This is a genomic window from Amycolatopsis sp. CFH S0740, from assembly GCF_004522315.1.
GTDB classification, from domain to species: Bacteria; Actinomycetota; Actinomycetes; order Mycobacteriales; family Pseudonocardiaceae; genus Amycolatopsis; species Amycolatopsis nivea.
The window spans coordinates 68,294-81,276 of sequence record NZ_SDLS01000008.1 but is presented as its reverse complement, the minus strand read 5'-3'; the positions used below and the strand labels follow the sequence as shown (position 1 = coordinate 81,276).

The window sequence follows — 12,983 nt, the reverse complement described above, 5'->3', positions numbered from 1 at the left end:
GACCTCCTGTCAGACCTGTTGGGCGAAAGGGCATGGTGGGGTCGTGAGTGGCAATGCCGGTTAGAACCGGCATTGCCACTCACGAGCTGTCAGACCGGTTTGGCCTGGTTGAGGTAGATGCCCGGGTAGCCCTGGGCGCGGACGCCGCTGATCGCCTTCGGGTCCCACGCGGTCCCCATCTGCGTGAAGACGATCGGGTAGATCACCGCCTGCTCGGAAATCTGGTCGAGCAACTGCTTGTACAGCCCGCCGCGCTTGGTCTCGTCGGTTTCCGCGGCGGCCTTGTCCTGCAACGCCAGCAACGCGTTGGTGTCGTCGCCGTTCCAGCGCGCGTACTTCGTCATGAGCACCGATTGCGCGTCGTAGTAATAGCGGATGAGCAGGTCCGGGTCGTTGCCGAACTGCAGCGGGTTGTTCGTGGTGGCCACGACCTGGAAGTCGTCGCCGTTGTCCAGTTTGGAGAACAGCGCCTTGGTGTCCTGGGAGTCCAAAGTGGTCTGCACGCCGATCGCGTCCCAGCCTTCCTTGATCACCTTGACGCAGTCGAGCACCAGCGAGGTGTTCGTTGTGGACAGCGAGATCTTCAAGCCGCTCACGCCCGCGTCGGCGAGCAGCTGCTTCGCCTTTTCCGGGTTGAACTCGAAACTCTGCGACGCGGGCTGCGAACCGGGCAGCTTGGGGTTGATGAACGACGTGCCCGCGGTTCCGGTGCCGCGCAAGCCGATCTCGATCATCTTCTTCTTGTCGATCGCGTAATGCAGCGCCTGGCGGACCCGCTTGTCGGCGAACGGCGAGTGCTTGGTGTTGAAAAGCAGGAACAGGTTGTTGCCGCCGTCGGCGAATTCGACCGTGCGGCCCGCCTTGCGCAGTTGCTCGGCGTTGGCGGGCGGGATGTTCTCCGCGATCTGCGCGTCCGGCTTGGCCCCGGAGATCGCCGCCACTCGCGGTGCGGAATCCACAATGGACTTCCAGAGCATCTTGTCGTACGCGGCCGGGCGCGGGCCGTTGTAGTCCGCGAACTTCTCGAACGAGGTGTGCGACAGCGGCGCCTGCTCGGTGATCTTGTACGGCCCGGAGCCGACGACCTTGCCCGCGGCGGCGGCCTTCCAGTTGTTCTCGAACACGTGCTTGGGCACGATCTTGCAGATCTGGATCCGCTGCAGCGCGTACGGGAACGCGAACTTCAGCTTGAACTCCACCGTCTTCGCGTCGACCTTCGTGACCGACTCCAGCCACTGCGAGAAGAAGCTGTGGATGAGCACGTTTTCTTTCGGGTCGAGCACGCGGGCGTAGGTGAACACGACGTCGTCCGCGGTCACCGGCTTTCCGTCGTGCCACTTCGCGCCGTCGCGCAGTTCGAAGCGCAGCGTGGTGCTCTTGAGGTCCGCAGGCAGCGCCTTGGCCAGGCCGGGGAACGGTTCCCGGGTGACCGGATCGCCTTCGACGAGCGATTCGTAGCTGTGCAGGATCGCCGCCATGGCGAACGCCGACGCGGTCTGCAGCGGGTCCCAGGTCTGGTTGTTGCCGTACCCGATCACCGCGGTGACGGAACCGGACGAACTGCCGGTCTTGTTGGTCGACGCGGGGCCGCCGCACGCGGCGAGCGTCGACGAAACCGCTGCGGCGGCCCCGGCGAGGCCGGCGTAGCGCAGCAATGCGCGCCGGTTGAACTGAGTCCCCATGGCGGTTCGGGACATGGCGTCTCCTGACTTGATGCGGTGTTCCACCCAGAAAGCATCGAGAAGTAGGACGTGGGACGTCCTATGACTTGCCGGAACCCTAAGTCCCGTTCCGGCCCCGGTCAAGAGGCTTGTTCCCACCCGCGCGGGTGCAGCGGCGCGAGCCGATCATGACGTAGGATGTCCTCCGATGGCGACGTGCCAGTGCAAGAAAGACATCCGGGAGACACGTGTGGCGCGCCCGCAACGCAGTGAAGAGATCACCAAGCAGATCATCGACCTGATCGTCGACCGGCAGCTGCCGACCGGCGCGCCGATGCCGACCGAACTGAGCCTGGCCGAGGACATCGGGGTCAGCCGGAATTCGATCCGGGAGGCGGTGAAGGCGCTGCAGGCGCTCGGCATCGTCGAGGTCCGGCACGGGTACGGCACGTTCGTCGGCTCGGCGGGGTCGGAGGCGCTGCAGACGTGGCTGCTCTTCCGCACGCGCAGCCGCGGCAGCACCGACGCCGGACGGCTGCGCGACCTGCTCGAGGTCCGCGAGATGATCGAAACGGAGCTGACCAGCCGGGTCGCGCGCGACCACCGGCCGGAGCTGATCGGGGAACTGCAGGCGTGCGTGGCGCGGATGCGCCGCAAGGGACCGGACGCGGCGGTGGCCGACCGCGAATTCCACGACCTCATCTGCGCCGAGGCGGGGTTCGACCTGGCGCGCGAGCTGACCGGCTTGTTCTGGGACGTCTACCGGGCCGCGGAAGGCGAAATGGGCGGACCGGTTTCGTCCGCTCCGGCCACCGCGAAACGGCACCAGGCGATCGTGGACGCGCTCGTGAGCGGCGACGCGGAGGCGGCCGCGCACGCGGTGCACCGGCATTTCGACGAGGTGCGCAAGCGCGCGAAAGCCGGTCGCTACGGCGGCTTCGGGGAGGCACGGCCCGCGGTTTCCGGCTCGGCCGCCAGCTGAGTGCGGTTAGTCTGGGCAGGTGACGACTCCGGAGATCGCCTTCCTGCCGCCGTCCGCCGCCGAGGACGCCGCGCTGGTGGCCTTGCTGACCGAGCTGGTGAACACCGTCTACGCGAAGGCCGAGGCGGGATTGTGGGCCGGTTCGGCCGATCGGACCAACGCCGCGGAGATGGCCGGGCTGGTTCGCTCGGGGGAAATCGCGGTCGCCCGGATCGACGGGGCCGTGGTGGGTTCGGTCCGGATCCAGCGGCTGGCTGAGGATCTCGGGGAGTTCGGTCTGCTCGCTGCCTCGCCGGAGGTGCGCGGCGCGGGGATCGGGCGGGAGCTGGTCCGGTTCGCGGAGAGGCATTGCCGGGCCGAGGGGTGCACGAGGATGCAGCTCGAGCTGCTGGTGCCGCGGGAGTGGACGCATCCGTCCAAGGAGTTCCTCGCGCAGTGGTACGGCCGGCTGGGGTACCGGGTGGTGGAGACGTCGACGATCGACGGGCCGCATCCGGAGCTGGCTCCGCTGCTGGCCACTCCGTGCGATTTTCTGATCTGGCACAAGGAACTCGGCTGATCTTGCCGCGGGATTTCCGTCCGGTTTTGTCCTGGTGTCAATTCTGACCAGGTGGTAGGAATTGGCGAAAGCCCTCTACCTCTGGGAGTTGGCATGGGTGGACCTTCGGTACAGCTCTACTCGGTGCGCGACGCGTTCGCGGCCGATCCGGACGAGACGTTGCGGCGGTTGGCGGCGATCGGGTTCGGCAGCGTGGAGCCGTACGGGGTGGTGGAGAACGTCGAGGCGCTTCGTGCGGGGCTGGCCGCGCACGGGTTGAGCGCGCCGACCGCACATGCCGCGTTGGTCGGGAAGGAGCTGGACGCGGTGTTCGCGGCGGCTCGGGAATTGGGGATCGAAGTCGTCATCGAACCGATGATTCCGGCGGCGCAGTGGCAGAATTCAGCGGATATCGTTGCCGCTGCGGAAGCGCTCAATGCTGCGGCGAAGGTCGCGGCGGGATACGGCGTCCGGGTCGGGTACCACAACCATTGGTGGGAGCTGGAATCGCGGATCGACGGGCGCAGCGCGTTGGAGGTTTTCGCGGATCGGCTTGGCCCGGAAGTCGTGCTGGAGGTCGACGCCTACTGGGCCGCGGCGGGCGGCGAGGACGCGCCCGCGTTGCTGCGTCGGCTGGGGGAGCGGGTGTGCGCGATTCACGTGAAGGACGGGTCGCTGGCGGTCGACGCTTCCGGGCAGGTGCCCGCGGGGCAGGGGCGGGTGCCGCTGGCGGACGTGCTTGCCGCGGCTCCGGGGGCGTTGCGGGTCGTGGAGTTCGATCGGCATGAGGATGTTTTCGGCGGTATCGCGGAGAGTTTCGCTTATCTCGCCGGGGTGGGGAAGTGACGGTCGGGGTCGGGGTCGTCGGGGCTGGGTTTATCAGTGACACCTATTTGGAGAATTTGACGGCGTTTCCGGATCTGCGGGTGGTGGGGATCGCTGATCTCGACGTTTCCCGGGCCCGGGGGCAGGCGGCGAAATACGGGGTTCCGTGGAGCGGGTCGCTGGCGGATCTGCTCGCGTTGCCGGATGTCGAGATCGTCGTGAATCTGACTGTGCCCGCGGTGCATGTCGAGGTGAGTCTCGCGGCGGTGGAGGCGGGGAAGCACGTTTGGACGGAGAAACCGATCGGGGTGGATCGGCAGACGGTGCGGAAACTTCTCGACCGGGCGCGGGAGAAAGGCGTGCGGGTGGCTGGGGCGCCGGACACCCTTTTGGGGGCTGGGCATCAGACCGCGCTTCGTGCGCTTGGCCGGATCGGGGTTCCTGTTGCGGCGCTGGCGTTGTTTCAGACGCCTGGGCCGGAGAGTTGGCATCCCGCGCCGGAGTTTTTGTTTCAGGCTGGGGGCGGGCCGTTGCTGGATATCGGGCCTTATTACTTGACGCAGTTGGTGCAGGTATTTGGTTCTGTGCGGAAGGTTACCGGGGTTGGGGGGAAGGGGCGGGAGACTCGGGTGATTGGGGCTGGGCCTCGGGCTGGGGTTGAGTTTCCGGTTACTGTGCCTACTACGGTTAGTGCGTTGATCGAGTTTGCGCGCGGGGGGTGTGCGCAGGTTTTGTTGTCGTTTGATTCTGCGTTGCGGCGGACTGGGGTTGTTGAGGTTTCCGGGTCGTTGGGGACTGCGGTTTTGCCGGATCCTAATCGGTTTGACGGTTCTACTGTCTTGCATGTGGGTGGGGAGTCGGAGGAGGTTGCCGCGGTGGGGCATTCGGGTTCTCGGGGTACGGGGGTGCTTGATTTGGCTCGGGCGGTTCGGGCTGGGGTGGGGGAGAGGGCTTCCGGGGAGATGGCTTATCACGTGCTGGATGTGATGGTGGCTGTTGAGGAGTCGATGGAGCTTGGGGTGGGGGTTGAGGTGGGTAGCCGGGTGGAGGTGGCGGAGCCGTTGCCCGTTGGGTGGGATCCGTTTTCGCGGACGTTGTGAACGGCTCGTCGCCTGGCGGCGACATCGCTTGTGCGTGCGTGGGGCACCCCGAAGCTTGATTGTGCTGACGGTCTGGGGGTGCTTGTCAAGGCGGGAAAGATGCCTTGACAAGCACCCCCAGACCGCAGGGAGGCTTCGTATCGGGGTGCGGGGGAGGGGCTGGGTGCCTCGCTCGTTGGGTGCATCGGCTGCGGGTGGGTGGGGTGGGGGCTAGCGCCCCAATGTGGCATTGGGTGCGTGGGATGCACCCAATGTGGCGTTCGGTGCGTGGGACGCAACCAATGCCGCATTGGGGCGGCATCCGGTCAGGTGGCGGGACGGTCTGTGAAGGGCTCCTTGAGGGAATCTGAGTCAGTGAAGGGGCCCCTCGCGGACGGTGGAGGGTCGTGAGGGGAACCCTGAGGGAATCAGAGTCAATGAGGGTGGCCCTCACGGACGGCGCTGGCGGAGATCCGCCATCCAGGGGTGGATTTCCGGGTTTCGCCTAGTTCGGGAACAGGGGGACGGTCAGGAGAGTTTGCAGAGAGAGGCGGAGGGAACCGACTGCATCTACTTGCGTGGGGGTGGTGAGCCACTGGACCTGGAGGCCGTCCATCAGTGCGATGAAGGTGAGTGCCGCCAAGTCCGGGTCCGTGCCGGGGCGCAGCTCGCCTGTTTCGGCGAGCGCGCGGAACGACTGGGCGATGCTCTCGCGGGCCTCGCGGTAATGGCGGGCGAAGTAGGCGTGTGCGGGATGGTCCTCCGACACCGCTTCGGCGGCGAGGCGGGAGTACACCTCGACGATGCCCCGGTGGCGGATGTTGTATTCGGCCAGCGCGATGAAGCGGCGCAGGACTTCCAGGCCGGGCGGGGCGGAGAGTTGTTCCCGGACGGCGTCCTCGGCGTCGCGGCGTTCCAGGACTGCCGCGAGCAGGGCTTCCTTCGTCGGGAAGTGGTACAGCAAGCCGGCGTGGGTGATGCCTGCTCGTTTGGCTATTTCCCGCAGCGACGCACCGTGGTAGCCGGCCTCGCCGTACACCGCGGCGGCCGCCGACACGATGTCGTCCCGGCGGATTCTGCCCTTCAGGTAGCCCTCGCTCACGGGGCGGCGATCGGTTCGGCTTCCACCCGCCCATCATGCCCCAGCGCGTCCCGCACCCGTGTTCCTGACTGGACCCGACCCCCGAAGAGGAGCCGAGCCCGATGACCGAGCTTTCCCCGCCCCCGGTGCTGCCCCGCGCGGCGCGCGTCGGCACCTGGATCGTGTTCGCCTTGTGCGGGTTCGCGGTCGGCATGTGGGTGGTGCACATCCCGGTGATCGAGCGCGCGACCGGCGTCTCGCACACCGCGCTCGGGGCGCTGCTGCTCGTGCTCGGCGGATCGGCGCTGATCGGGATGCAGGTCACCGGGCCGCTCGCGGACCGGTTCGGGCATCCGCGGGTGGTGTCCGTCGCGGGGGTGCTCGTCGGGGTCGCGGTGGTGCTGCCGGGGTTCGCGGCGAACTGGTGGACGCTCGGGCTCGCGCTCGCGGCGTTCGGCTTCTTCAACGGCTCATTGGACGTCGCGATGAACGCGCACGCGGTGGTCGTCGAACGCGCTTATCCGCGGCCGATCATGGCGGCCTTCCACGCGATGTGGTCGATCGGCGGTGCGATCGCGGCCGTCGTCGGCGCGGCGGTGCTGGGCGCGGGCGTGCCGACGCTCGTGTCGCTCGGCGGTACCGGAGTCCTGTGCATCGTGGTTTCGCTGGTGGTCCGCCGGTACTTGCTCGACTCGTCGGAGGAGACCGCCGAAGAAACCACCGAGGAAACCAAACCGGCCCGCACCCCGATGCGCGTGGTGTGGCTGCTCGGTCTGCTGGCTTTCGCGCTGATGCTGTCCGAGGGCGTCGCGAACGACTGGGCCGCGCTGTATCTCCGCGACGGGCTGGGGACGTCCGAAAGCACCGCCGCCCTCGCTTACGGCTCGTTCGCGGTAGCGATGACCGTCGGCCGGTTCGCGACCGACCGGGTGGCCGCGCTGGCCGGACCGGTCGCGGTGGTCCGTTACGGCAGCGGGCTCGCCGCGCTGGGACTGGCGATCGCGTCGCTCGCGCCGTGGGTGCCGCTGTCGTTGTGCGGCTGGGCGTTGTTCGGGCTCGGGCTGTCCGGGGGCGTCCCGCAGCTGTTCACCGCGGCGGGCAACCTGGACAAACGCGCGTCGGGGGCGCTGATGGCGCGGGTGGTCGGCGTCGGCTACGTCGGACTGCTGGCCGGCCCGGCGATCATCGGCGGGCTGGCGCACTGGGTGCCGCTGAACGTCGCGTTCCTGCTTCCGCTGGCATTGTGCGTGGTGGCGGTCGTGTTCGCGTCCGCGATGAAGCCCCGCGGCTGAGTCATCCGCCGCAGGCCCGCGGCTCCAGGGCCTGGCCCCCGCCGGACAGCGCGACCGTTCCGGACTCCCCGCCCCCGCCAGCCGCGACCACCGTGCACACGATCTGCGCGACCGCGTTCGGCGACAGTTCCCGGACGTTCACGCCGATCTCCGCGTCCGAGACCCCGATGGCGATCGGTTCGAACGACGGCGGAAGCTCCGTCGTGTAACCGCTGGCCCGTTCGTCCTCGTCCGGCCCTCGCTCCAGCGCGCGGACCCGGTCCGCGGCCACGTCGCCGATACCGGTGCGCACCACCGGAACGACCTTGCCGTTCAGCACGAAATACACCGTCGCCGTGTGCCCGTTGTTCCCGTTCGGCGGACCGCTGGGCGCGTTCTCGCCGGGGATCACCCCGCTGGGCCGCACCCCGCAGCCGCTCGCCAGCACCAAGACCGCGAGCAACGCCAGCCACCGCTTCACCGTCGCACCTCCCGAGGCAGCCGCAAGGTGAACACCGCGCCGCCTTCGGGCCGGTTGCCCGCGGTCAGTTCCCCTTGGTGCAGCCGCGCGTTCTCCCAGGCGATCGCGAGCCCGAGCCCGCTCCCTTCCGACCGGCTGCGAGCGGTATCCGCCTTGTAGAAACGGGAAAACACGTGCGGAAGCACCTCCTCGTCCAAGCCGGAGCCGGAATCCTCGACGGTGAGCGTGACCCCCGCCTGGTCGCCCCGCAATCGCACGGTCACCGGCTCCGCGCCGTGCCGCAGCGCGTTCCCGACGAGGTTGGCCACGATCACGTCGAGCCGACGCGGGTCGACCCGCGCCCGGATCCCTTCCGGCAGGTCGGTCTCCACCGCGAAGCCCCGCGCGCGCAGCGTTGCGCGAACCGCCTCGGCCACGTCGACGTCGTCCACCTCGAGCGAAGCGGTGCCGGAGTCGAACCGGGTGACCTCGATCAGGTCGTTCACCAACCGCGTCAGGTTGTGGGTTTCTTGGCTGACCAGCCGCACCGCCTCGCCCGCAGCGTCCGGCAGCCGTTTCGCTTCGGCGTCGAGCATGTCGGTGACCGCGGTCATCGCGGCGAGTGGCGTGCGCAGTTCGTGGGACACGTCGGCGACGAACCGTCGTGCGTCGGCTTCCATCCGGCGCAGTTCCCCGACGTGGCGTTGCAGCGAGTCGGCGGTCGCGTTGAACGTCTCGGCCACGCTTGCCAGTTCGTCACTGCCGCGGACGGCGATCCGGGCATCGAGGTCGCCCGCACCGAGCCTGCGCGCCGCGCGTTGCAGCTCGCCGACCGGTCGCAACACGCTCCCCGCGGCCAGCACGGCGAGGATCAACGCCACCACCAGCGCGGCCCCGCCGGCGAGCCACGCGTCCCTGGCCAGCCGGTTCACCGCGTCGATTTCCGCGTCGAGATTGCGCAGTTCGTAGATCTCGATGCCGGACGGGATCGTCGGATTCCGCCGGTCGCCGGTCGAGATCAGCAACGGCGAGCCCAGCAGCAGCTGTGTCACGCCGCCGACGTCCACGCGCTGCCACGCGACCCGCCCGGACCGCACGACCGCCCGCAGTTCCGGCGTGATCACCGAGGCCGGCATATCGCCCGCGCTGTGGCCGCCGCTCGTCACCAGCGCGGCCGTTTTCCGGCCGTTCAGCCGGTCGGCGACCGATTGCAGCGCGCTCGTGTCCACCGGCTGCCGGGGGAGCGGGTACAGCTGCTTGAGCTGGTTCGTCATCTCGGTGGCGGCGTTGTCCTGGGTGCGCTGCAGGATCCCGTTCCTCGCCTGCACGTAGCCGATCCCGGCGACGGCCATCGCGGTGAACACGCTCAGCAGCGCGAACGCCACCAGCAGCCGGGTGCGCAGCCCGCGCAGCCGCCAGCCGGTCACAGCGGCCCGAAGCGATAGCCGAAACCGCGCAGGGTCTGGACGTACACCGGTTTCGCCGGGTCGTCCTCGATTTTGGCGCGCAGCCGCTGCACGCACGCGTCGACGAGCCGCGAGTCGCCGAGATAGCCCTGGTCCCACACGGATTCGAGCAGCTGCTGACGGCTGAGCACGCGGCCGGGTGCCGAGGACAGTTCCAGCAGCAGCCGCAGTTCGGTCGGCGCGAGCCCGATCACCGTGCCGTGCTTGCTGACCACGAGGCCTTCGCGGTCGATCGTCAGGTCGCCGTGCCGTTCCGGACCCGGTTTCGCGTCCGCACTGCGCGGTTCGCCGCCGGTTCGGCGCAGCACCGCGCGGATGCGCGCCTCCAGCACCCGGGCCTGCGCGGGTTTGACGACGTAGTCGTCGGCTCCGGCTTCGAGCCCGGCCACCACGTCGATGTCGTCGTTGCGGGCGGTGAGCATGATGATCGGCAGGTCGCCGGCGGCGCGGATGCGGCGGCAGACCTCGAAGCCGTCCATCCCGGGCAGCATGAGGTCGAGGACCACGACGTCGGCCGGGTCCCCGGCGAGCCGGGCGAGGCCTTCCTCGCCGGTCTCCACCGCGTCGACCGTGTGGCCCTGGTACGTCAGGGCCAGCCGCAGGCCGTCGCGCACGGCCTGGTCGTCTTCGATCAGCAGCACCCTCGGCATGTCTCCCACTATCGCAGTCCGCCCGTCCGGCCGCCCGGACAGTCCACAGCGGACGGCCGGAGCCCAGCCTGCCCGGCCCGGATCCCCGCGCGGTGCGGGCCGTGTCATCGTTCGGTAACAGCGCCGCCGCGGCGAACTGTTACAGAGCTGTCAAACTCCGAGCGCAGTGCGCGCACACTGGGGCCCGAAAGTGGACCCCATGATCGAGTCGCTTCGCCGGCCCCGGGTCCTCGCGGCCGTCACCCGCCTCCTGGCGCTGACGCTGCTCCCGGCCGCGTTCCTGCGTTCGCCCGGCCGCGGCCGCTACCTGGCCTGCCAGTGGGCGCTCGCGATGCGCTACCCGGCCGAGGACCTGGCGGGCCTGAGCGAACCGGCCCGCGCGGCCTTCACCGCGGCGCGCGCCGAGGCGTTCTGGCGAGATCATCAGCTCATCGGCCTCACCTCGGGCCACCGCGATGCCGCGCACCAGCACCGGCTGTTCGCCGAAGAGGTACACCGCACCGGCTCCGTCACCGCGGCCCGGCGTCGGGTGCTGCCACCGCACGAGTCGGCACACGTTCGCGGCACAGCGCTCGACGTACGCCCGACCGAAGGAGCGGCGTGGCTGGAGCGGCACGGGGCGGAATACCGGCTGTATCGCCGCTACGACAACGAATGGTGGCACTTCGAGTACCACGCGCACACCGTGCCGATGCGGTTGCCGGACCCGGGCGCACTGCGTCCGTCATCGATGGCGCGGGCCGCCAGCTAGGGCGATTTCCCGGGCGCGGCGCGGGATTCCAGGTATCTCCGCTCGGGAACGCTGAGCGTTTTCCGTGCCGCTGAACGGTAATAGCCCCGGGCTTGCTCGGGTTCGCCCGCCAGGTCGAGCAGGTGCGCGCGCACGACGTCGACGCGGTGGTGTTCGTCCAGTCCGGCGATCTCGTCCAACTGCCGCAACCCTTCGCGGGCGCCGTGGACCATCGCGACCGGGACGATCCGGTTCAGTGCCGCGACCGGACTCGGCGCGAGGGCGAGCAGCAGGTCGTAGAGGGCGAGGATCTGCGGCCAGTCGGTGTCCTCGGCGCGCGCCGTCTCGGCGTGCACGGCGGCGATCGCGGCCTCGAGCTGATACGGCCCGAGCTGGGCGGTGACCAGGGTTTTCCCGATCAGGTCGAGCCCTTCGGCGATCGCGGCGGCGTCCCAGCGGCTGCGGTCCTGTTCGGCCAGCGGCACCGCGGCGCCGTCCGGCCGGGTCCGCGCGGGCCGTCGGGCGTCGGCGAGCAGCATGAGCGCCAGCAGCCCGGCAACCTCGCCCTCGTCGGGCACCTGCGCGTGCAGCTGCCGGGTCAGCCGGATCGCCTCGGCGGTCAACTCGACCCGGTTGACGGCGGTCCCGGAACTGGCGGTGTGCCCCTCGGTGAAGATCAGGTACAGCACCTGCAGCACCGCGGCCATCCGGTCGGCCCGTTCGCCCGGCGGCGGCATCCGGAACCGGGCCCCGCTGAGCCGTTTCTTCGCCCGGTTGATCCGCTGGCTCACGGTTTTCTCCGGAACCAGCAGCGCCCGGCCGATCTCCGCGGTGGTGAGGCCGCCGACCGCGCGCAGCGTCAACGCGAGCTGCGACGGCTTGGCGAGTTCGGGGTGACAGCACAGCATCAGCAGGGGCAGCGTGTCATCGTCGGCCGGGGCCAGTTCCGGTTGCGGCACCGCCAGCGCGGCAACCGTCTGCTCGCGCTGCCGTCGGGCGGACTCACTGCGCTCGATGTCGATGCGCCGGCGCGCGGCCGCGGTGATCAGCCAGCTCTTTGGGTTGTCCGGCAGGCCCTGCTCCGGCCATTTCACGGCAGCCGACAGCAGCGCTTCCTGTACCGCGTCCTCGCAAAGCGTGAAATCGCCGAACCGGCGGCAGACAGCGGCGAGCACCTGCGGCGCGAGGTCGCGCAGGAGCTGTTCGAAACCGGCCGGGGGAGTCAGAGGCCCAGCTCTTTCACGTTGAGGATCGGCCGTACCTCGACCTTGCCGTACAGCGCGTCCGGCACCCGCGCGGCGTGCTCCAGCGCCCGCTCCATGCTCTCGCATTCGACCAGGTAGAAGCCGACCAGATGCTCCTTGACCTCGGCGAACGGCCCGTCGCTCGCTACCGCCTTGCCATCCTGCACGGTGACGCACTTGGCTTCGGCGGGATCGGCCAGCCCGTCGCTGAGCACCAGCTCGCCGGACTCCTCGAGCGCCCGGTCGAGCGCGAGGTGGCTCCGGCCGAACGCGGCCTTCTGCTCGTCCGAGAACTCCTCCCAGAGCGCCCGGAACCGCGGGTTGCTGTGGATCATGATCAGGTACCGCACGACGGCCCCCTCCGAAAACTTTTTCGCCGCCGGGTGTCGCCTCGCGGATTCCGGCTCCGACGTCCCCCGTGTCCAGGTCAGCTGAAGAAGGAGCATAGCCGTGCGGAAGATCGTGGCCGGACTGTCGGTTTCGCTGGACGGGGTGACCGAGTCGCCGCCGGAGTGGATGATGCTGAACCACGAGGCGGACGAGGTGATCCGCGCCGGCATCGCCGAATCGGACGCCGTGCTGCTCGGCCGGAACACCTACGCGGACTTCGCCCGGATGTGGCCCGCGCTGGGCGACTCGTCGCCGATGGCCGCGTTCCTGAACAACACCCCGAAGTACGTCGTGTCGAGCACACTCACCGAAGTGGGCTGGAGCGGGTCGACATTGCTCGGCCCTGATGTGACAGCCGAGCTGACCGCGCTGAAGAGCAAGCCGGGCAAGAACATCCACATTCCCGGCAGCCCGCGGCTGGTGCGGTCGCTGCTGCTGACGGGCTTGCTCGACGAGCTGAATCTGCTGATCCACCCGATCGTGCTCGGTTCGGGCGAGCGGCTGTTCTCGACGGCTTCTTCCCGGGCTGACCTCGAACTCGTCGCTTCCCGGACGTTCGGCAATGGCGTCCTCTGCGTGACTTACCGCCCTCGGCACTGACAATTA

The 12,983-nt window shown here is 69.1% G+C and carries 14 protein-coding genes; 7 read left to right on the top strand and 7 right to left on the bottom strand.

Translation table 11 applies throughout. The features are described 5' to 3' along the window. Positions 1-89 precede the first annotated feature (89 nt). Positions 90-1,697: an ABC transporter substrate-binding protein gene (locus tag EIZ45_RS16055; protein WP_043833629.1), complete on the bottom strand. Its 1,608-nt coding sequence runs from the start codon at positions 1,695-1,697 to the stop codon at positions 90-92. A 214-nt stretch (positions 1,698-1,911) separates the two neighbouring features. Here EIZ45_RS16055 and EIZ45_RS16050 point away from each other — a divergent pair, with 214 nt between their 5' ends. The 4 genes from EIZ45_RS16050 (at position 1,912) to EIZ45_RS16035 (ending at position 5,106) form a co-directional block, all read left to right on the top strand. Continuing rightward, positions 1,912-2,643, top strand: a complete 732-nt coding sequence (locus EIZ45_RS16050) for a FadR/GntR family transcriptional regulator (protein WP_043833627.1) — start codon at positions 1,912-1,914, stop codon at positions 2,641-2,643. Positions 2,644-2,662: 19 nt separating this feature from the next. Continuing rightward, on the top strand, positions 2,663-3,202 hold the full coding sequence (locus tag EIZ45_RS16045) for a GNAT family N-acetyltransferase (protein WP_051172388.1): 540 nt from the start codon (positions 2,663-2,665) through the stop codon (positions 3,200-3,202). Positions 3,203-3,295: 93 nt separating this feature from the next. Further along, positions 3,296-4,027 carry a sugar phosphate isomerase/epimerase gene (locus EIZ45_RS16040; protein ID WP_043833625.1) on the top strand — a complete coding sequence of 244 codons (732 nt, stop codon included), beginning with the start codon at positions 3,296-3,298 and terminating at the stop codon, positions 4,025-4,027. Beyond that, entirely contained in the window at positions 4,024-5,106 is a 1,083-nt protein-coding gene (locus EIZ45_RS16035) for a Gfo/Idh/MocA family protein (protein WP_134663466.1), read from the top strand. Before EIZ45_RS16040 ends, EIZ45_RS16035 begins: the two co-directional genes overlap by 4 nt. A gap of 484 nt (positions 5,107-5,590) precedes the next feature. On the opposite strand, the gene EIZ45_RS16030 is transcribed toward EIZ45_RS16035, so the two are convergent. Continuing rightward, positions 5,591-6,187 (bottom strand): TetR/AcrR family transcriptional regulator, encoded by a 597-nt coding sequence (locus EIZ45_RS16030; protein WP_134663465.1) that lies wholly within the window; start codon positions 6,185-6,187, stop codon positions 5,591-5,593. Between the two features lie 101 nt (positions 6,188-6,288). On the opposite strand from EIZ45_RS16030, the gene EIZ45_RS16025 reads away from it, so the two are divergent. Next, positions 6,289-7,458, top strand: coding sequence for an MFS transporter (locus EIZ45_RS16025; RefSeq protein ID WP_043833619.1), 1,170 nt, complete (start codon positions 6,289-6,291; stop codon positions 7,456-7,458). Between the two features lies 1 nt (position 7,459). Here the strand turns inward: EIZ45_RS16025 and EIZ45_RS16020 are convergent, their stop codons facing one another. Genes EIZ45_RS16020 through EIZ45_RS16010 form a run of 3 tightly spaced genes read right to left on the bottom strand, consistent with a single transcriptional unit; the run spans position 7,460 to position 10,013 of the window. Continuing rightward, the gene (locus tag EIZ45_RS16020) at positions 7,460-7,918 is read right to left on the bottom strand and encodes a hypothetical protein (RefSeq protein ID WP_134663464.1); all 459 of its coding nucleotides are present in this window, start codon (positions 7,916-7,918) and stop codon (positions 7,460-7,462) included. Beyond that, positions 7,915-9,324, bottom strand: coding sequence for a sensor histidine kinase (locus EIZ45_RS16015; protein WP_134663463.1), 1,410 nt, complete (start codon positions 9,322-9,324; stop codon positions 7,915-7,917). Before EIZ45_RS16015 ends, EIZ45_RS16020 begins: the two co-directional genes overlap by 4 nt. Continuing rightward, on the bottom strand, positions 9,321-10,013 hold the full coding sequence (locus tag EIZ45_RS16010; RefSeq protein WP_051172386.1) for a response regulator transcription factor: 693 nt from the start codon (positions 10,011-10,013) through the stop codon (positions 9,321-9,323). The genes EIZ45_RS16015 and EIZ45_RS16010 overlap by 4 nt, the downstream gene beginning before the upstream one ends. Before the next feature lie 199 nt (positions 10,014-10,212). Between EIZ45_RS16010 and EIZ45_RS16005 the strand changes: the two genes are divergently transcribed. Continuing rightward, entirely contained in the window at positions 10,213-10,764 is a 552-nt protein-coding gene (locus EIZ45_RS16005) for a D-alanyl-D-alanine carboxypeptidase family protein (protein WP_134663462.1), read from the top strand. Here EIZ45_RS16005 and EIZ45_RS16000 read toward each other — a convergent pair. Next, entirely contained in the window at positions 10,761-11,969 is a 1,209-nt protein-coding gene (locus tag EIZ45_RS16000; protein WP_134663614.1) for an RNA polymerase sigma factor, read from the bottom strand. The genes EIZ45_RS16005 and EIZ45_RS16000 overlap by 4 nt on opposite strands. Beyond that, complete coding sequence (locus EIZ45_RS15995; RefSeq protein WP_134663461.1) at positions 11,966-12,337, bottom strand: YciI family protein; 372 nt, start codon at positions 12,335-12,337, stop codon at positions 11,966-11,968. Before EIZ45_RS15995 ends, EIZ45_RS16000 begins: the two co-directional genes overlap by 4 nt. Positions 12,338-12,437: 100 nt before the next feature. Here EIZ45_RS15995 and EIZ45_RS15990 point away from each other — a divergent pair, with 100 nt between their 5' ends. Beyond that, on the top strand, positions 12,438-12,977 hold the full coding sequence (locus EIZ45_RS15990) for a dihydrofolate reductase family protein (protein WP_134663460.1): 540 nt from the start codon (positions 12,438-12,440) through the stop codon (positions 12,975-12,977). Positions 12,978-12,983: the final 6 nt, after the last annotated feature.